The organism is Parasediminibacterium sp. HNIBRBA5674 (assembly GCF_056745525.1).
Genome location: NZ_JBQWIE010000002.1, coordinates 60,671 through 80,981, shown reverse-complemented (window position 1 = coordinate 80,981; position 20,311 = coordinate 60,671). Strand labels below are relative to the sequence as shown.

Here is a 20,311-nt window from a genome sequence, read left to right as displayed (position 1 = left end):
TAGCCCCCTAAAATCCCCCAAAGGGGGAATTTTAGATGCTTAATTTTTAACTGTGATAAATATTTTCAACATCTTAACCTTGATAAATTACCCGTCAATAACTCCTCTTTAGGAGGACAAAGGGGGCATCTATTTTTCAAGCAATTCAAACATCTCTCTCAACACTTGTTTATCATCAAAAGGATGTTTTATGCCGTTGATATCTTGATACTTTTCATGCCCTTTACCTGCTACCAAAATGATATCTTCTTCTCTTGCCAAACTCACAGCTGTTTTAATGGCTTCTTTCCTATCAGCAATCGTTAGCGACTTTCTTCTACCTGCGCTATCTAAACCTTGTTCCATATCAGCCAAAATAGCAGCAGCATCTTCTGTTCTTGGATTATCGCTTGTTAAAATCACTTTATCGCTTAGTGCGCAAGCAGCTTGTGCCATAATTGGCCGCTTGGTTTTATCTCTATCGCCACCACAGCCTACTACTGTAATTACTTGCTCATGACCTTTACGTAGCTTTTTTATGGTAGCCAATACATTCTCTAAAGCATCAGGTGTGTGTGCATAATCAACAATACCAATGATTAATTGCTTACTAATAACATAATCAAAACGCCCTTCTGCACCAGTAAGCATACTTAATGCGGTAAGCACTTCATATTTATCTTCACCTAAGCAAACTGCTGCACCATATACAGCTAACAAGTTGTAGGCATTAAACTCACCAATCAATCTAAAATGCACTTCCATTTCATTAACGGTCATTTGCAAACCCGTTAATGCATTATCCAATATTTTCCCCTTAAAATCAGCCATTGTTTTAAGGCTGTAGAAATACTTTTTAGCATGGGTATTTTGCAACATCACTTCGCCACGCTTATCGTCTGCATTGCTTATTGCAAAAGCATTTGAAGGCAAATCATCAAAGAACTTTTTCTTTACCCTAATGTATTCATCAAAGGTTTTATGATAGTCTAAATGGTCATGTGTAATGTTGCTAAACAACGCACCTGTAAATTGCAAACCAGTGATCCGATGCTGATGAATTGCATGGCTACTGCATTCCATAAATACATGCGAACAACCTTGCTCAACCATCTGATGCAACAAAGCATTTAAGCTTACTGCATCTGGCGTTGTATGTGTAGCTGGTATTATGTCATTTGCAATTTGATTTTGTACGGTACTAATCAAACCACATTTATAACCTAGTTGTGTAAATAATTTAAAAAGCACAGTTGCTATGGTTGTTTTACCATTAGTACCTGTAACGCCTACAAGCTTTGTACGCAATGATGGCTCGCCATAAAAATTGTTTGCCATAAAAGCCACGGCTTCATTACTATTTTTCACCTGTATGTATGTAATACCATCTACAAAAGTTTCAGGCATTACTTCACAAACAATTACTACTGCACCAAGACTCACCGCCTTAGCTATATAAGTATGACCATCACTCTGCAAGCCTTTAATAGCAACAAATACAGAACCTGCAACTACCTTACGACTATCTATAACAATAGCAGACACTTGAATATTAGTAGCACCTTGCACTTGCTGCAAATGCACCTTGTATAGTATGTCTTGTAGTGTTTGCATTAATTAAGTTCTATGTTTAAAATTTGTCCTTTTGCGTACGATTGCCCTGGCAATATGGATTGATTCACGACTCTTCCTTTTCCTTTAGCAGATACCTTCAATCCAATATTTTCACACAACACCACTACATCTTTTAGCCCCATACCTTTTAACTGTGGCATTGTTTTTACATCTAGTGGCTTAGCTAAAAAGCCAACAGCACCTTTATTTACATTCACATCTAACCATTCATCAGTAACAATACCAACATCTTTATAACCAAGTTGTAAATTGCTAGCCAAGTGCTTTATATCTTGCTTTGAGCCTGTATAGTAAAAAGCATTTGTACTATCTACCTTCTTATTAGCATTTGTATAATTAACCTGCCTTACATAGTTAGTGTATAATCTATCAGCTATCTCTTTAAACACAGGACCAGCAACAGTTGCACCATAATGTAAAACAGCTTTAGGCTTATTTTTAATTACCACAACTATTGTGTATTGTGGGTCATTTGCAGGAAAATAACCAGCAAACGATGTTTGATAAATTTGATCAGCATAACCTCTATTACCATCTGCCACCAATGCGGTACCTGTTTTACCAGCCACTTTGTAAGTAGAATTTTTAAAGAGCTCTTTTGCAGTACCATCAGTACATACAGCTTCTAAACATGCCTTCAACTGCTGTATTGTAGCATCGCTACAAACTTTATCTATCAATACCTTCGGCTCGTTCACACTTATCAATTCACCCTCTTCTTTCACTGCGCTTAATAGATAAGGCTTCATCATTTTGCCACCGTTAGCAACTGCATTATAAAATGTAGCTGTTTGCAATGGCGTCACTTCTATGTTGTAACCAAAAGCCATCCATGGCAATGAAATAGAACTCCAATTTCTAGTACCAGGCTTTGGTATCACAGCGTTACGTTCACCAGTAATATCAATACCAGTTAAAGTATCTAAGTGCATATCATGCAAATGCTGGATAAAACGCCTAGGATTGTTACCATAACTAGCTAATGCCAATTTTGCCATACCTACATTACTACTCAATGCAAATGCATCTTTTACCGTTACATCAAACTTGCCATGCTGCTCAGAATCAAACACTGTTTGACCATTTATTGGCCATGAACCACCATTCAAATTCACCACACTATTCAGTGTAATTTTTTTATCCTCAAGCAAGCTCATCATGGTAGCCAACTTAAATGTTGAACCCGGTTCAGATGGACTAATCGCATAATTATAATCTTCTGAATAAGTACCATCTTGCCTTCTACCCAAATTAGCAATTGCTTTTACTTTACCAGTTTTTGTTTCCATTACAATAGCACAACCATGCACTGCCTCGTTACCTACCATCATCTTCATCAAAGCATTTTCTGTTACCTCTTGTATAAAAACATCCAACGTGGTTACAATATCTTTTCCATTCTCTGGCTCTATTTGTTCATCGTCAACAGGTATACTTGCACCGCCAGCTATATATCGCACCAAACGCCTGCCAGTTGTACCTTTCAGCAAAGTGTCATAGGTTTTTTCCAAGCCAATTTTTTGCGCATTTTCTCTATCTAAACCTATTGTTCTATAAGCCAATAATTTGTATGGATTTAAACGAATCGTTTGCTCATCTACTATAAAACCACTTTTATTTTTCCCCAAACGCACCAAAGGAAATTGCTTCAAAGTCTCATACTGACGATAAGAAATCCCTTTTTGCAATAAGTAATATCTATCACGATTTTTAAAACCTTGTTGTAGCAAACGCTTGTAATCGCCTACCGATTTATCGTTAAACAAATTGGCCAAACAGATAGATAAGCTGTCCACATTTTCTCTAAAACATACACCACTTTTCTCTCTTAAGCCATCAGCGGCAAAGTCTATATAGATATTGAATTTTGGCACACTCGTACTCAACATTTGACCATCCTCACTGTAAATCGTTCCTCGCTCTGCATCTACTTCTTCAATTTTTTGATGCAAACTATCGCTCATGCTGCGCCAGCTTTCGCCCTGTACCTGTTGTATGTAAAATGCTTTTGCAAAAATGGCTAGACATATTATCACCATTACGATGTAGCTTAAGTACACCCGCCATAGTATGTCTTTTTTTACGTCCATTTATAATAACAATTAAGCAATCTTATTTTTCACTTACCAAACGCTGCGGCACCTCTTTACTAATCTTTAACCCCAATGGCTCTGCCGCTTTTAACACCTGCACCTCTTCACTCTTAAACATCACCTCGCTTTTTATCGTCTTATATTCGTACTGCAATTCCTTTATCTCTTTCTGCGTTTTATTAATATCTCGTATTGCCCTATCAGCCATGTGACCATTAGCGATATACACAATAGCCAAAACCGATAAAAACAAAAAGAAGTTCAAGTTTTTAGCAATCCATTTACCACCAACAATGCTATCTCTAACAGCTTTTAAAGCTGTTTTCTTCTCTTTCACTTGATGACTATAGTCTTGCTTTTCTGTCACTCTCAATTTTAAATTTTAAAATCATAGCAAATCCGCTTTATCACTATTAATCAGCGGTTATATCTTTTCTGCCACTCGCAACTTTGCACTTCTACTTCTTGTGTTTTTCTTCAACTCATCTGCTGTAGCTGTAATTGGTTTTTTTGTTATCAATTTCCAGCGTTGCACTTTCGTATGTTGCACAAATGGGTTATCATCAGCCTCATCTTCAAAATCACCATTCTTAAAAAACAACTTCACCAATCTATCTTCAAGCGAGTGAAACGTAATAATAGCAGCTCTTCCACCCACTTCTACCACATCATTCAACTGCAACAACATGTCTTTCAGCGCTTCCATTTCTGCATTTACTTCTATTCGCAAAGCCTGAAATACTTGGGCCAAATACTTATTTGGATTACCTTTTACAACAGGACTAATCATTGCCCTAAACTGTAAAATGGTTTGCACCTGCATTTGTTTTCTCGCTTCTACAATATGCTTTGCCAATGTTTTAGAGTTACTCACTTCACCAAACTGCTCAAACATTTTATGCAATTGCTGCTCAGAATATGTAGCCACAATAGTTGCAGCCGTTAAACTTTGCCGCTGATCCATTCGCATATCAAGTGGACCATCAAAGCGAATTGAAAACCCTCTCTCACCTTCATCAAACTGATGACTACTTACACCCAAATCTGCCAACACACCATTTACCTTACTCACTTTATGCAAGCGTAAAAAGCGTTGCAAATGGCGAAAATTCTGCGGCACAAACGTAACTCTACTATCCTCAGGTATATTTTTTATCGCATCTGCATCTTGATCAAAAGCTATCAACTTACCAGCTTCACCCAAACTTTTTAAAACACCTCTGCTGTGCCCACCACCACCAAACGTGCAATCAACATACACACCATCTGCTTTAATATTTAGGCCATCAAGTGTTTCTGTATATAACACAGGCACGTGATAATCTAAATGCGCAGGCTGCTGTTCTATGTTTTGCAAATCACTCATAGCTTTTACGTTTTGTCGTCAGACATTACTTCGTTTGCCAAATTGCTAAAGTCTTCTGCCGACAACTTGCTAATTGCCTCATTATATTTAACAGCATCCCATATTTCAAACTTGTCTAGCGTTGCAGCTATCACCACATCTTTTGTAATGCTTGCGTAAGCTTTAAAAGATGCAGACAACATCATTCTTCCTGCACTATCCAATTCTATTTCAGTAGCACCATTCAAAAACTGACGAGTGAACTGTCTTACCTTTGGGTCGAATTGGTTTAATTTTTTAAACTTCTCTAAAATCGCCTCCCATGTTTTCATAGGATAAAGGGTTAAACAGTTTTCAAATCCTCTAGAAAGGATGAAACGATTTTCCCCTTCTGGCAATTGTTTTTTCAGGGCACTAGGCAGCAAGAAGCGACCCTTTGAGTCGACTGTTGCTTCATATTCACCGTGAAAACCTACCATGTTAGAGAATTTGTGTTAAGAATTACCATTTCTTAACACAAAATAACACAATTTCCCACTGGAAATACAAATTCTAAGAGTTTGTATTTATCCACAGTATTTTATGCCCTGAAAGGCAATACAGTATTGCCTTTCAGGGCAAATGGCACTATATTTTCACTTTTTCGTGTGAATAGAGTGTGCACAACTGTGATTTAAAGGTGTTTAATTGTAAAATAAAATTGAAAATCAACTATTTAAAAAGATTGAAGTAAAATGATTCATCCGAAAAAATTGTCAATAACTGACTTTAGCTACCATTTACCAGATGAAAAAATTGCGAAGCATCCACTACCAAAAAGAGACGAAAGCAAGCTTTTGGTGTTTAAAAGTGGGAAAATTTCAGAAAGTCAGTACAAACATTTAGATGCGCATTTACCAAGCGATAGCTTACTCATTTTTAATAATACCAAAGTTGTAGAAGCAAGACTCATTTTTACAAAACCAACTGGTGGACAGATAGAAATATTTTGCTTAGAACCGCACGAACAATATGCTAATATTACCACTGCTATGCTGCAAAAGGGTAGGGTGCTTTGGAAATGTTTAGTAGGCGGTGCAAAAAAATGGAAAGAAACATCGCTAACTAAAACAATTAACGATAGTACAACAATTGAAGTTAAGAAAGTAGCGCAGTTACCTGATTGTTTTATAATAGAATTAAGTTGGAATAATGAGGATTTAACATTTGCTGAAATACTGCACATAGCAGGTTTAATACCTTTGCCACCCTACTTAAATAGAGACGCAGAAGAGGCAGACAGAAGCACTTATCAAACAATTTATGCCAAGCACGACGGTAGCGTTGCTGCACCTACTGCTGGCCTGCATTTTACAGAAGAATTGTTTAAGAAGCTAGATGATAAAAACATTAAAAGAGACTTTGTAACACTACATGTTGGCGCAGGTACTTTTAAACCTGTTAAAGCCGCTACAATGGATGAACATGAAATGCACACAGAATTTATTGATGTGCGTATTGAATTGATTGAACATTTAATTCAGCATCATCCTAAACCAATTATTGCAGTAGGTACAACATCACTTAGAACCATTGAAAGTTTGTATTGGTTAGGTGTGAAATTAGGTGAAACGAAAGACGTGAAACGTGAAATAGTACCAACAATTTCACAATGGGACGCTTACGATTTACCACAAAACATAACTCTAGAAGATGCCTTGACAGCTTTGGCAAATTGGATGAAAGCCAAACAACTTGAGCGTTTGATTACCAAAACACAAATCATTATAGCACCGGGCTATCAATTGCAAGTTGCTGAAGGTTTGGTTACCAACTTTCACCAACCACAATCAACCTTGCTGCTGTTAATCGCTTCTATTGTTGGTGATAATTGGAAAATGATTTACGACCATGCACTTAATAACGATTACCGCTTTTTAAGCTATGGTGATGGTTGTTTATTGATGAAGGAATTATGAAGTGAAAGGTGAAACGTCAAACGTAAAATCAATTTTACTACATAGAACATTTCACGTTTCACCTTTCTCGTTTAGCATTTTTACGCTTGGCGAAAAGGTACTTCAACTGTAAACGTAGTGCCTTTACCTATTGCACTATCAATTTTCACTTTGCCTTTATGCGCATCTATCACAGTTTTTACATAACTCATGCCTAGACCAAAGCCTTTTACATTGTGAACATTACCTGTATGGGCACGGTAAAATTTCTCAAATATGCGTTTTACACTTTCTTTACTCATACCTATACCATTATCCTGAACGCTCATTACAAAATACTTATTGGTACTGTGTGTGGTAATTTTAATGTGCACATTATCATTGCTGTATTTTATGGCATTATCTATTAAGTTAGATATCAAGTTGGTAAAATGTACTTCATCTGCTTGAACAACATCGTTCTTAGCATTTAGCTGTAAGTCAACCTTACCATTTTTATCTTCTAACTGTAGTACATAATTATCCAAGATATGATGTAACGTGTCATGAATATGAAGGTCAACCAACTGCAATTGCAACTCTTGCTTTTCTAGCAAAGCTGCTTGTAGTATCGTTTCTACATGCTTGTTCATGCGCTTATTTTCTTCCTTAATAATGCCAGTAAAATAAGCTAGCTTTTCTTTATCGTTTTGTACCTTTTCATTTTTTATAGCATCTACAGCAAGCGATATGGTGGCAATAGGTGTTTTAAACTCATGCGTCATATTATTGATGAAATCACTTTTGATTTCACTCAGCTTCTTTTGATTAAACAAGGTTCTAAGTGTTACAAAAAAAGCAGCAAAAATTACTAACATAAACACTGCACCACCTGCAATTATCCAACGTAAAGAACCCCAAACTTGTTTTTTAAAATCTGGCACTATTACTATTAGGTGTTCAAAAGGACCAATACCTTCTAAATCGCTTGCACTTTCTGGCGCAATAGCTATAAACAGTCGTTTATTATGTAGCGTATCGTAATATTCAGTTTCAAAATTATTAGAGCGCATTTCTAAATCTGCCGAGCCATTAATAACGGCAAATTCAAAATGTAGATTTTTAAGTTCACTACCCTCGTACACATTTTTAAGTTTGTTAAAAACATCAGTTGTAGAATAACGTTCCTCTACTGTTGGGGGCTTTATTAGTCTAGATATATCAGTATTAAATCTACCAAAGCCCATACGTTTTGGTGTTTTAATCAACGGCGCGCTGCCATTACCTTTTGCTAGGTCAACAGCTACTTCTGTACTTGCACTATAAATTTTTGAAAATAATTGGGCTTCACGAACTTCAAGTAAGTTCTTAAGCCAAGACGCCTGTAACAATATAAGTCCTAAAAAAGACAACGATGTTAATACAACTATTAGGGGTAAAGCTCTTTTCATCTTGGCAAATATAATTCTAACTAGTGTTAAAACTTTGGTATAGATAATTGTAAAGTGTAGGCTAGTATTGCCATTCAACAAATAGCAATAAAACAAAAACTAAACAACCGACAGAATACCGCACAAAAAATTGCTTTCGTGTAGCAAAATTTACTATTTTCCTTGCATGATTGAAGCATTAACAACAGGTGTCATTCTTATTTCTGACCCTTTTTTAAAAGATCCTAATTTCTTAAGAACCGCAGTCATCATTTGCGAGCATAACGCTGAAGGCAGTGTGGGCTTTGTTTTTAACAAACAATTTGAACTTGGTATTGGCGATTTAGTAGAAGGTTTAGAAGGTATTAATTTTCCTGTGTATGAAGGAGGGCCTGTTCAAAAAAATAGCATCCACTTTATACACACCTGCCCTGATTTTATAGATGAAAGCACAGATATAGGCAATGGCATTTATTGGGGCGGCAATTTTGAACAAGTAAGGGCATTACTGAAAACTGGTAGTCTTACTGAAAAAGATATTCGCTTTTTTATTGGTTACAGCGGTTGGGGCACAAACCAACTTGAAGAGGAAATAGCAGAGAAAAGTTGGATTATTCGTGCTGCCAATAGTAAACTGGTATTTAGTACCAAGCCTGAATTAATATGGAAAGATGCACTAAAGGGCTTGGGTGGTGAATACGAATTAATGCCTAATTATCCACTAGACCCACAACTCAACTAGCTTCTTTAATTGGGTTAAATACAAAATAAAAGAGGCTATCTCAAAATATGAGACAGCCTGTTTTATTATCATAGCCAATCTTTCAAATCAAAACAATCAGCTGTTAAAAAATCAGTAGGTACTAATGTATTTTCTGCGGTACCATTCTACCAATAATACCTGCTTTGTCGTATGCATGATCGTCTTCTGCACCTCTATCACCACTTTCATGGTATTCTGCATCTTCATTTACGTCCCACACATCAAATAATTCTTGGCCAGCAATAATATTTTTGGCAGCCAACATTGCTGTCATCATGCTGTGATCTTGATTATTGTATTTGTGCATACCGTTTCTGCCTACCAAGTACAAACCAGGATATGCTTTTAACGCATCTCTAATTTCATCTACATTTTCTTTATAAGTATGGTCGTACACTGGGTAAGCTTTTGGTTGGCGCACCACATAGCCATCTACAACAGCAGATTGCTTAGTCAGGCCAATTTGTTCAATTTCATTTTTGGCTAATGCAATTAATTCTTCGTCCTTACTCGTCCACATACCATCACCTTCAAAGCAAAAATATTCTAACCCATAGCAAGCCATTTCTGGATCTGGCACCATGTAAGGGCTCCAACTTTTAAAGTTTTGAATACGACCTACTTTCACATTTGGATCATGAATATAAATCCAGTTATCGTTAAATGCATCTTCATCTCTGCATATTAAAACAACCGTAATAAAATCTCTGTAACTCAATCCTTGTGCAGCTTTCAAAGCATCACCTGGCAAAGTAGGCTGCGTAAAACCAATCAATTCACGCATTGGTGTTGTAGAAACCACATTATCAAAACCATCAAGCGTTCTACCATCAGTAGTGGTAACGCTCCATTTGCCATCGGTCAACTTTGCATCAATTACACCACAGTTCATTTCAATAGTTACTCCCATATTTTTGCACTTTTCAGCACAAACCTCCCACATCATACCTGGGCCTTTTTTCGGGTATCTAAAACTGTCTATCAAGGTTTTAATCACCTTGTCTTTATCGCCACTAGCAGATTTTTTTGGTTTAAAAACCGCATTCATAATAGCGCTACTAAGGCTTAACCCTTTAATGCGCTGCGCTGCCCAATCTGCTGAAATTTCGTTGCAAGGAATGCCCCAAACTTTCTCAGTATAGGTTTTAAAGAAAATATTAAACAAACGTCTACCAAACTGATTCACCACCCAATCTTCAAAATTGGTAGGGTTTTTAACAGGACTGATTTTAGCCTGTAAATAGCTCAACACACACAAACCACTTTCCCAAATACCTAGTTTTTGCAATGCTTCCATAGCCACTAAAGGGTAAGAGAAAAACTTTTTATTGTAGTAAATACGGCTACTTCTTGGGCGTTCTAGCATTTCATCGCCTAAAATCTCCGTCCAAAAATCTTCTACTTCTTTGCTTTTGCTAAAAAAACGGTGACCGCCAATATCAAAACTGTAGCCTTTGTAGGTTTCTGTACGTGAAATACCGCCTACATATTTAGGGTCTTTCTCAAACACAACCACACTTTCATTTGCCTTACCCAATAAATAAGCCGCCGTTAACCCGGCAGGCCCTGCGCCAATGATGGCTACTTTTTTCTGCATGTTCTGTTTTTTGTTTGTCTGAACCTTGATTTAGAGAGATTAAATGGATTAGATAGATTGTCACTTTACTTTGTAGTATCAATTTCTAAGCATCTTTTTTAATTTCTGCGAAATCTGTACTATCTGCGAGACGCCAATAAATCCTGCAAATCCATCCAATCTGTGTCATCAGTGTTCCTATCCTTCTCTCAAAATGTGGGCAAAAATGCAAAATAAAACCCGTACCGCAATGCAGCTAACAATTTGCACAATAGCTTTGTTGCCTTTCTACAAGTAATACAGCAACTACTTATGCAACTACAATGGCAATGCCTTCACTTTAATAATCTCAGCAACACGCAGCTATATGCCTTGCTACGCCTACGCAGCGAGGTTTTTGTGGTAGAACAAAATTGTGTGTTTTTAGATATGGATAATAAAGACCAAAAATGCCACCACTTGCTTGGTTACGATGGTGATAACTTGGTTAGCTCTGCAAGATTATTAGCCCCAAACACAGCTTATGTACAAATGAGCATTGGCCGTGTGGTGTGCAGCCCTGCTTACAGAGGCACAGGTGCAGGTAGAGCTTTGATGCAAGAAGCCATTAAAGCTTGTTACCAATTATTGGGTAATGGCGATATTAAAATAGGCGCACAACTATACCTAAAAGCTTTCTACGAAAGCTTTGGTTTTATACAAACAAGCGATGTATATGATGAAGATGGTATAGACCATATTGAGATGATTAAGAAAGCAGAATAGAAATCAAATAGATAGTAACCATCTAAAAAACGTAAAACATGGGCGTAACAATACATTTTGAAGGACAATTAAGGTCTAATGCAGATTATGACAAGGTAATGTTGGCGGCAAAAACTTTTGCAGAAACCAATGCGATGACATTTTCTTTTTTTGAAGCAAAGGACAAGCTATTGCAGCGTGTAAAAGACGATGAAGATTGGGATTATGTAGGCGCTACAAGAGGTATTACTATTCAGCCTCATGAATTTTCAGACCCATTACTACTAGAGTTTGACGAGAATAATTACTTGCAAGAATATTGTAAAACACAATTTGCAGATACGATTATACACGTTAAAATAGTACAACTGCTACAAGAAATACAAGATTACTTTATTAACTTACAAGTAACCGATGAAGGCGAATATTGGGAAACAGGTGATGAAGAGTTATTGGCGCAACATTTTTACAATTGCTTTTTAGACATTGAAATAGCCATTAGAGAAAATCCTGAGTTAAACGGCCCTTACCGTGTAGAAGATGGACGAATTATAGATTTAATGTAAATAAAGGCAGTTATACTTATCGTAAACCTAGTTAGGTTTTACAAACATCCAGTTGGCCAAAACTAGCGCCAAGTTGTCACAAAAAAGCGTCTAGTTACGTTTTCAGAGTGCCCAGTTATGTTTTCCGAGCACCCAGTTGTATTTTCCGAATGCCCAGTTACGTTTTTACAAGTCAATTTGTCGCAACTAGCTTTGTATTAAAGGTAACTAGTATTATCTATCATTTTATATAAATAAACCCCATTCGTCTTCGTAATCATCTTTTTTAAAAGTGGCTACCCATTGTTTAAATAGCTCTCTAAATACCACAACTGTTTCTTCAATCACTGCCTCGTGCTGTTCATCTGCAATGCCTAGCATCACTGCCACACTTACTTGATCCATCATTTCTTTGCAATTATTTCTAATAATGCTGGCATTTTCCATTTTAAGCACGTAGCTATCTATACGTGCAGCGCTTAAAATCTTAGGTGCAATCAGCATAATATTTTGGTAAATCAGCTGTTTAACGGTAGTACCATTGGTTAACTCATCTTCTTCATCCGTACTTAAATTATCAGCATAAGCATACACCAAGTTGAACACTTCACGCCATTGTTGGTACATTTTCTTTGCAATAGCGTCTGCCTCATTGGTTTTCCATTCGTCGCCTTCACTGCTTCTATCTCTTTTAAAGCGTTCGTCATCCCAATCAGGTAAAATATCAAGCGAACTTAAATCCATCGTTTTTTTGGTTTGCATAAATTTATAACAATAAATGAATTAAGCCATATTTGAACTGTATTTTTTAATAAACAAAGTGTTTTACTCAAGTTCAGCAGCCCTTGCTTCTACCTCAAAACGATTATTGTAGTAACCATTTCGTAAAGTTTCTAGTAAATACAGCAGTATAAAGCGCCAATAGCCCAATTGTTGATACTGTTCTATATGCTTTAATTCATGCTTTAACCAAGGTTTATTGGCTTCAAAAGTTTCTTTAGAAGTATTGTGTAGGTAAATGGTATTGCCAAATACAATAGCCACTTGCTTGGCTTTTAGAATTTTGGCAGCCAACCAAGCCCTTTTTGAAGCTATTTTAATGTGGTAATGCAAGTCGCTATTATTTCTAATTTTTAAAAGCTGGTAATTTTTACAAATAAGCAACCCTTAAGTAATCTATTGCTATTGTAGATTTTCGACCAGCACCCATACCAATATTATTTCCAAAAAAAGGCACAAATGGCATTTTATAAAACTGTACATCGTTTATAAGAAAATAGTAGGTGCGTTTTATTTTGCGAATAGTAAACTTATTAAACTCATGAGGATTAAGATTAGATTTCTGTAACGAGCCATCATATACTGTACAATTTCTAGTACTTATACCTGCACAATTTGATACGGATACAAAACCATCTTTTGCGAATGTAAAATAGTAACCATTCAAACTATCTCGGCCCCAAAACAACATACTACTATAATTTTTAAATGTTGCACTACCATCTACTAGTTTAATAGAAGCTTCAATCTCAAAATCTTTTTTTGTATCAATTACAATAGGCAATGTTTCGCCATAAGCATGGCCTTTAGAGGTTAAAAAATACAAACCATCTTCTAGTTTACAAGATTCGTATTTGTTCTCGCCAAGTGTCCAATTATTTTTTAAGGCTGTAAAATCATCGTAGAAAATCAACTTTTGGGAAGCAGTATCAACTTGCGACAATAACGGTTTTGCAAAAAACAAAAACAGAGGTAATAGAAATAATTTCATTGAACAAAAATTAGATAAGCCATCAAATATACAATTAAAGAGATGCCCATTTACTGGCAAGATATCTACTCAAAATCTACACCTGGCAAGCGTAACATTTCCTCTTTTACACTTTTCCGTTGGGTATGCTTTTTAAGTATAGCACCATTTAACTGCTTGGTTTCGTTACTATTTTTCACACGCCAGAGTTCGTTACGAGCAAATCTTGCAGCATCTTCTACCGATACAATTGGCAAAGGATAATCAACACCTAATTGAAAGCCTAGCAATTGTTGTTCAAGTGAACTCATTTTCCATGGTTCGTGTATCAAAGGTTCAGGCACTTTTGCTAGTTGTGGCAACCATTGCTTAATAAAAATGCCTTTTGGGTCGTGGTCTTGCCCTTGCTTAATAGGGTTGTACATACGAATGGTATTTACACCTGTTGTACCTGCTTGCATTTGAATTTGTGGGTAATGAATACCGGGCTCGTAATCTAAGAACAGCTTAGCCAAATGCGGTGCTATCGCTTGCCAAGGCAGCCATAAATGATGTGTAGCAAAACTTACGAGCATGCTGCGCATTCTAAAATTAAGATAGCCTGTTTGTTGTAAGCAACGCATACAAGCATCTACCAAAGGAATGCCAGTATTGCCTTGCTGCCAAGCCAATAATTTAGCTTCATCAACGTTTGTTCTAATAGCATTAAACCCCTTATTTAGGTTATAAAATTCCATGGCGCATTCGCTCTCAAATTTTTGTATAAAATGGCAATGCCAAATAAGTCGACTAGTAAAAAAATTGATATTGCGTTTATCGCCTGTTGCTTGCTTAGCCTGCTGTGCTGCTTGGTATATTTGTCGCATACTCAAGTTACCATAAGTTAAGTATGGCGACAAACGGCTACAAGCTTTTCGGCTTTCTAGCGGCTTGCTAATGGCTTTCATGTAATTGGCTTTTCTGTCGTACAAAAAGCTTTGCAAATATTTTTCTGCATACAAAAAACCACCCGGCTGAAAATTAACATTAGCGCTTGTAATGCTTTCAGGCAAAGGGTTTACAAACAATAAGTCTTTTTTTTCTTGCTTGAGGATTACAGATGTTAGCTGGGTAATATCTACAACCGTTTGTGGTTGTTCCATTGTGGCTAACCATTTTTTATTCCAATCTGTTCTACGCTTTAATCGCCTGATAACGCCATTTGTAGGATATTCTTTCCAAGTGATTTGTTGTGCTTTACAAAATTTTGCCACTGCTTTATCTCTTGCAAAGCTGACTGCATTACCAGTTTCTTCATGGCTAAAAATGGTATCAATACAAGACTGTTGCTGCAATATTTGCAATGCCTCAAGCACCTCGCAATGTGCAATGACAATAGTAGCACCTACAGGCTGTAAGGCTTTTTGTAACTGCATCACACTTTGATACATAAACCTAAAATGCCTGTCATCCGCATCATTTGCCGCCATTATTGATGGCTCAAAAACAAACAGTAATAATGTAGGTTTTTGCGAAGCAATGGCTTGCGCCAATGGCAAATGATCTTGCAAGCGCAAATCTTTTTTAAACCAAACAATATTGATGCGAGGTAGCACTTACTATCTATTAAGACAATTATTTTATTGCTAAATAATAATCCGCTTTATCCGCTAAAATCAGCGTCATCAGCGTTCCAATTTTACAAGCCCATTTCTATTTTCAAAAACTTTGCAGTATGGCTCACTTTGTTTTTAACCATCTGTTCTGGCGTGCCTTCAAACAATATTTTACCACCACCATCACCACCTTCAGGACCAAGATCAATAATGTGATCAGCCATTTTTATTACGTCTAAATTATGTTCAATAATCAGTACAGAATTGCCTCTATCAACCAATTTATTCACTACATCAATCAGTAATTTAATGTCTTGAAAATGCAAACCTGTGGTTGGTTCATCTAAAATGTAGAAGGTTTTACCAGTATCTTTTTTACCAAGCTCTGTACTTAGCTTTACACGCTGCGCCTCGCCACCACTAAGAGTTGTAGCCGATTGACCAAGTGTGATATAACCTAAGCCTACATCTTGCAGCACTTTAATTTTACGGTACATCCAAGGCACTGCATGAAAGAATTCCACCGCTTCATCTACCGTCATGTTCAGTACATCGCTAATAGATTTTCCTTTGTAACGAATCTCTAAAGTTTCACGGTTATAACGCTTTCCATTACATTTTTCGCAAGGCACATACACATCTGGCAGAAAGTTCATTTCTATCACACGCATACCACCGCCTTCACACACATCACATCTACCACCTTTTACATTAAAAGAGAAACGACCTGCATTGTAGCCCCTAATTTTAGCTTCAGGTACGGCTGCAAACATGGTTCTTATATCGGTAAAAAAGCCACAGTAAGTAGCAGCATTACTACGTGGTGTTCTACCAATAGGGCTTTGGTCTATTTCAATGACTTTATCAATCGCTTCTAAGCCTGTAACCGACGAAAATTCCATTGGTTGTACACGGCTATTGTAAGCATGCTTTGCTAAAATTGGGTACAACGTTTCATTAATTAAGGTAGATTTACCACTACCACTTACACCTGTTACCACAATCAATTTTCCTAATGGAAAACTAACATTCACACCTTTTAAATTATTGCCTACAACACCTTTTAATTCAAGGGTTTTGCCATTACCTGCACGTCTTTCTTTTGGTACTTCTAAACCTTTAGTACCATTTAAATAACCTGCCGTTTCGCTACCACTTTTAAGCACTTCTTGCGGTGTACCTTGCGCCACAATACTTCCACCAAAACGACCAGCTTTGGGGCCAATATCTATCAAGTAATCAGCAGCCAACATAATGTCTTTATCATGTTCTACCACCAAAACACTATTGCCTATATCTCTTAAATTTTGCAGCGCAGTAATTAAGCGATGGTTATCTCGCTGATGCAAACCAATACTTGGCTCATCTAAAATGTAAGTAATACCTTGTAGTTGACTACCTATTTGCGTAGCCAAACGAATACGCTGACTTTCACCACCACTCAATGTACGTGATGGTCTGTTAAGGGTTAAATATGTTAAACCTACATCTAACAAAAACTGTAAGCGTTCTCTAATTTCTTTCAGAATATCTTTTGCAATAACATTCTGCTTGTTATTTAATCTTGCTTCAAGGTCGGTAAACCAAACTTGTAGTTTATCTAAATTAAGATTGCTTAACTCAGCAATATTTTTTTCATCAATTTTAAACCACAAACTTTCTTTTCTAAGTCTTGCACTTTCGCAGCTTGGGCAGCGTTTTAGCTCCATGTATTTTTCTGTCCATTCACGCATGGTTTCTGTGCTACTTGTACTGCCAAACCAACGTTTCAGCATAGGAATAATACCTTCGAATTCGCCACTATAAGGATCATGTTCTGGCAAATTTTCAAAGTCTAAAATCTCTTCGCTTATCCCTTCAGCATTACCATACAGCACCATGTTTAAAGCAGCTTGTGGCAAGTCTTTTATAGGCTTATCAATACTGAATTTATTTCGCCTAGCCAATGCTTCTACGCTTTTAAACATCGATGCTTCACGCTGTTCACCCAAGGGCGCAATACCACCTTCTTTAATGCTTTTAGACATGTCAGGCAAAATGGCTTCCATGCTTACTGTATACACATTGCCAAGACCTTTACAAGTAGGGCAAGCACCATAAGGCGAGTTAAAAGAAAAGGCATTTGGTGAAGGTTCTTCGTAGCTAATGCCTGTATCCACACACATTAATTGGCGAGAGTAAAGAATTGCCCCCCCGCCCCCCAAAGGGGGGATTTGAGAAGACGATTCTGTGCTTAAAGATGCTTCTTCCTTTATTATTTCTTGCTGTTTACCTTTCTTAGATTTTGTTGAAACTTGAAGTTCCAAAATCCCCCCTTTGGGGGGTGGGGGGGCTTCGTATGGGGCTACAAACATCAAGTCCTTACCCATTTTCAATGCCTGTTGCACACTTTGGCTCACACGTACTTTCATATCATCAGTTACAGCCAATCTATCTATCACCACTTCAATATCGTGAATTTTATAGCGGTCTACCTGCATTCTTTGGGTTAAATCCATCACCTCACCATCTACACGTACTTTTAAAAAACCTTTCTTGCGTATATCTTCAAATAACTCTCGGTAATGCCCTTTTCTACCACGAATCAATGGCGCTAATACCGATATTTTTTTACCATTAAATTTCTCAAAAATATTTTCTACAATTTCCTCTTCACTAAACTTCAGCATCTTTTTACCCGTATTGTAACTATAGGCTTCACCTATTCTTGCATACAACAAACGCAAAAAGTCATACACTTCTGTTACAGTACCTACGGTACTTCTAGGGTTTTTGTTGGTCGTTTTTTGCTCAATAGAAATCACTGGGCTTAAGCCTGTAATTTTATCTACATCAGGTCTTTCCATATCGCCCATAAACTGCCTAGCATAAGCGCTAAAGCTTTCCATGTAGCGTCTTTGTCCCTCGTTGTAAATGGTATCAAAAGCCAATGAAGATTTACCACTACCGCTTACACCTGTAAACACAACTAGCTTGTTCTTAGGTATCGATATGTCTATATTCTTAAGATTGTGTTCTTTGGCGCCAAACACTTCTATAAACTCGTTAGAAACATTTGAAGTGTTGCTGTCTGTAATTTTCTTGATCACTGTTCGTTTGATTGTAATTGTAGAATTAAAAACACTTATCAGGAAGATATAGTTGTAGACTTATTGAAATAATTGCAAAAACTCAACAGCCGTTACCACAGGAATTGTTGCATATTTATAATCCTTTTTATTTCTTGTGATGATGTAGTTAATGCCTTCAACATTTAAGGCAGTAAAAAACTGAATTGCGTCTTCAAAATCAGAAAAACTACTGTCTATAGCCAATAATAAATCCTTGCGATTGGTATTTGGGATTGTAACAATTTCTAAAATACTCTTAATTATTTTTCTAGTTTCTTGCTTTGACTTTTGCTGGTTGACTAGGTAATGAACATTAGCAATATTTATTGCAGAAGTTGAGGCACTTATTAAACCTTCTTCACACCATATCAATAGTTTTTCAGCAGCATCAGCAAAACCTTCACGATTTAGAAATAAGTCCAAGAAAATATTTGTATCAATAAATACTCTAGTCATTACAAATATTTTTTTGATAGTCGATTAATCTTGCCTTGCTTCCAATCTTTCAATTCGCTTGTTTCTTTTAAAATACCTTTTAACTTACTGATGTTGGATGTCTTTTTTTCTGTTACTTGAAAAGCCTGTTGCAAGTAACTTTCCACCATTTTAGACAAATTAATCGTTTTATCTAGTTTGGCTTTTTGATTGATATTTTCCATCAAATCACTATCAATCGAGAGTGTTAATTTTGATTTCATGATACGTGTGATTTAAAATTATAAGTCGAATATACGTATCTTTTTTATTAAAACTTTATTGAAATGGTAAAAACTTTTCTACCTGTACTTTTTGCAATTGTGGATGTTCGTTATTCAAGCTATTACCATTTAATACCTGCTCATAAAAATGCAAATATTTGTCTGCCATTTGCACCGACGTAAAATTTGCCATTACATAATCATGGCAAGTTTGTCTGTCGTAACTATCTACAGCTTGCAAAGCCTTTACCAATTCATCTGATTGATTTGACAAAAAGCCTACTTCTTTGCTTACTATTTCTGGCAAAGAGCCATAAGGTGTGCCAAACAGAGGGCAACCAAAATAGAGGCTCTCAATGATTGCAATTCCAAATGGCTCGTGCCAAAGCACAGGAAATAGCATGGCTTTAGATTGGTTGATGATTTGATTTTTTTCTGCACCACCTTTCATGCCATGGAACGTAACATTTGGGCTAAATGTAAATCGCCAACCTTGATTGACATTAAAACGCACACCACCAATTACATGAAATGGCAATTTGGCCTTAGCCGCAATTTTTATAGCACCTCTTACATTTTTCACTCGCCAAGCTGCATCGCCTAAAAAATGGATATAATCTCGTTTATTGTTCAATATTGGCTTACCATAATCTTTAGAATCAATACCATTATGTACAAAAATTTCGCTGCCAAATCTTGCCGCATGATTAGCACTTACAAAGACAATGTTTTTATGTAAAGCCAACTGCTCATTCATATTGCCATGCAAGGTTTGTATAAATGGTTTTAGTGGCGTTTCACTCACTCCATGATTTAAATGAATCACATCTACATCAGCAGGCACTAATTCGTTAAAAGGCCTGTCAATATTCAATTCTATCACATTTGCAAATGGGCAGCTTGAGCCTTTTGCTACCATGTAGGTAACCTTGTGTCCTCTTCTTACCAACTCTTTGCCCAGCCACCAAATTACTCGCTCTGTACCACCATATTTCAGGGCAGGAATTACGGTATTATTTACTATTAACACATGCATATTTACTCGCTTAAAAATTGAAATTAACAGCTTGTAGCATCACAATAACAAAAATTTATTTGGCATTTTAAATTTGCTGCTTATACATTTGCACCA

General features: G+C 36.6%; 19 protein-coding genes. 4 read left to right on the top strand and 15 right to left on the bottom strand.

What is annotated here, in order from left to right; translation table 11 throughout:
- Nucleotides 1-129 precede the first annotated feature (129 nt).
- The 5 genes from ACT9TX_RS01790 to mraZ are packed head-to-tail and all read right to left on the bottom strand — an operon-like array spanning nt 130 to nt 5,531.
- The gene (locus tag ACT9TX_RS01790) at nt 130-1,593 is read right to left on the bottom strand and encodes a UDP-N-acetylmuramoyl-L-alanyl-D-glutamate--2,6-diaminopimelate ligase (protein WP_481336484.1); all 1,464 of its coding nucleotides are present in this window, start codon (nt 1,591-1,593) and stop codon (nt 130-132) included.
- Nucleotides 1,593-3,704, bottom strand: coding sequence for a penicillin-binding protein (locus tag ACT9TX_RS01785; protein WP_481336482.1), 2,112 nt, complete (start codon nt 3,702-3,704; stop codon nt 1,593-1,595). Before ACT9TX_RS01785 ends, ACT9TX_RS01790 begins: the two co-directional genes overlap by 1 nt.
- 22 nt (nt 3,705-3,726) lie before the next feature.
- A complete protein-coding gene (locus ACT9TX_RS01780) occupies nt 3,727-4,074 on the bottom strand; it encodes an FtsL-like putative cell division protein (protein ID WP_481336584.1) in 348 nt (115 codons plus the stop codon).
- A 57-nt stretch (nt 4,075-4,131) separates the two neighbouring features.
- Entirely contained in the window at nt 4,132-5,073 is a 942-nt protein-coding gene (gene rsmH / locus ACT9TX_RS01775; RefSeq protein WP_481336480.1) for a 16S rRNA (cytosine(1402)-N(4))-methyltransferase RsmH, read from the bottom strand.
- 5 nt (nt 5,074-5,078) lie between these two features.
- Entirely contained in the window at nt 5,079-5,531 is a 453-nt protein-coding gene (mraZ, locus tag ACT9TX_RS01770; protein WP_481336478.1) for a division/cell wall cluster transcriptional repressor MraZ, read from the bottom strand.
- A 255-nt stretch (nt 5,532-5,786) separates the two neighbouring features.
- Between mraZ and ACT9TX_RS01765 the strand changes: the two genes are divergently transcribed.
- Nucleotides 5,787-7,010 (top strand): S-adenosylmethionine:tRNA ribosyltransferase-isomerase, encoded by a 1,224-nt coding sequence (locus tag ACT9TX_RS01765; protein WP_481336476.1) that lies wholly within the window; start codon nt 5,787-5,789, stop codon nt 7,008-7,010.
- Between the two features lie 80 nt (nt 7,011-7,090).
- On the opposite strand, the gene ACT9TX_RS01760 is transcribed toward ACT9TX_RS01765, so the two are convergent.
- Nucleotides 7,091-8,419, bottom strand: coding sequence for a sensor histidine kinase (locus ACT9TX_RS01760; protein ID WP_481336474.1), 1,329 nt, complete (start codon nt 8,417-8,419; stop codon nt 7,091-7,093).
- A 166-nt stretch (nt 8,420-8,585) separates the two neighbouring features.
- Here ACT9TX_RS01760 and ACT9TX_RS01755 point away from each other — a divergent pair, with 166 nt between their 5' ends.
- On the top strand, nt 8,586-9,140 hold the full coding sequence (locus ACT9TX_RS01755) for a YqgE/AlgH family protein (RefSeq protein WP_481336473.1): 555 nt from the start codon (nt 8,586-8,588) through the stop codon (nt 9,138-9,140).
- 121 nt (nt 9,141-9,261) lie between these two features.
- Here the strand turns inward: ACT9TX_RS01755 and ACT9TX_RS01750 are convergent, their stop codons facing one another.
- Complete coding sequence (locus ACT9TX_RS01750; protein WP_481336471.1) at nt 9,262-10,758, bottom strand: NAD(P)/FAD-dependent oxidoreductase; 1,497 nt, start codon at nt 10,756-10,758, stop codon at nt 9,262-9,264.
- A gap of 291 nt (nt 10,759-11,049) precedes the next feature.
- Here ACT9TX_RS01750 and ACT9TX_RS01745 point away from each other — a divergent pair, with 291 nt between their 5' ends.
- Nucleotides 11,050-11,502: a GNAT family N-acetyltransferase gene (locus tag ACT9TX_RS01745; protein WP_481336469.1), complete on the top strand. Its 453-nt coding sequence runs from the start codon at nt 11,050-11,052 to the stop codon at nt 11,500-11,502.
- A gap of 38 nt (nt 11,503-11,540) precedes the next feature.
- Nucleotides 11,541-12,047 carry a hypothetical protein gene (locus ACT9TX_RS01740; protein ID WP_481336467.1) on the top strand — a complete coding sequence of 169 codons (507 nt, stop codon included), beginning with the start codon at nt 11,541-11,543 and terminating at the stop codon, nt 12,045-12,047.
- 225 nt (nt 12,048-12,272) lie between these two features.
- Here ACT9TX_RS01740 and ACT9TX_RS01735 read toward each other — a convergent pair whose 3' ends face one another.
- The 8 genes from ACT9TX_RS01735 to ACT9TX_RS01700 form a co-directional block, all read right to left on the bottom strand.
- Complete coding sequence (locus tag ACT9TX_RS01735; RefSeq protein WP_481336465.1) at nt 12,273-12,788, bottom strand: hypothetical protein; 516 nt, start codon at nt 12,786-12,788, stop codon at nt 12,273-12,275.
- A gap of 63 nt (nt 12,789-12,851) precedes the next feature.
- Nucleotides 12,852-13,100, bottom strand: a complete 249-nt coding sequence (locus ACT9TX_RS01730; RefSeq protein WP_481336463.1) for a DUF4157 domain-containing protein — start codon at nt 13,098-13,100, stop codon at nt 12,852-12,854.
- Between the two features lie 76 nt (nt 13,101-13,176).
- On the bottom strand, nt 13,177-13,797 hold the full coding sequence (locus tag ACT9TX_RS01725; RefSeq protein ID WP_481336461.1) for a hypothetical protein: 621 nt from the start codon (nt 13,795-13,797) through the stop codon (nt 13,177-13,179).
- Nucleotides 13,798-13,862: 65 nt separating this feature from the next.
- Nucleotides 13,863-15,371: a cryptochrome/deoxyribodipyrimidine photo-lyase family protein gene (locus tag ACT9TX_RS01720; RefSeq protein WP_481336459.1), complete on the bottom strand. Its 1,509-nt coding sequence runs from the start codon at nt 15,369-15,371 to the stop codon at nt 13,863-13,865.
- Between the two features lie 83 nt (nt 15,372-15,454).
- Nucleotides 15,455-18,457 carry an excinuclease ABC subunit UvrA gene (gene uvrA, locus ACT9TX_RS01715; protein ID WP_481336583.1) on the bottom strand — a complete coding sequence of 1,001 codons (3,003 nt, stop codon included), beginning with the start codon at nt 18,455-18,457 and terminating at the stop codon, nt 15,455-15,457.
- Between the two features lie 63 nt (nt 18,458-18,520).
- Nucleotides 18,521-18,937 carry a type II toxin-antitoxin system VapC family toxin gene (locus ACT9TX_RS01710; protein ID WP_481336457.1) on the bottom strand — a complete coding sequence of 139 codons (417 nt, stop codon included), beginning with the start codon at nt 18,935-18,937 and terminating at the stop codon, nt 18,521-18,523.
- Nucleotides 18,937-19,179 carry a DUF6364 family protein gene (locus ACT9TX_RS01705; protein WP_481336455.1) on the bottom strand — a complete coding sequence of 81 codons (243 nt, stop codon included), beginning with the start codon at nt 19,177-19,179 and terminating at the stop codon, nt 18,937-18,939. Before ACT9TX_RS01705 ends, ACT9TX_RS01710 begins: the two co-directional genes overlap by 1 nt.
- Before the next feature lie 55 nt (nt 19,180-19,234).
- Entirely contained in the window at nt 19,235-20,215 is a 981-nt protein-coding gene (locus tag ACT9TX_RS01700; protein WP_481336453.1) for a glycosyltransferase, read from the bottom strand.
- Nucleotides 20,216-20,311 lie beyond the last annotated feature (96 nt).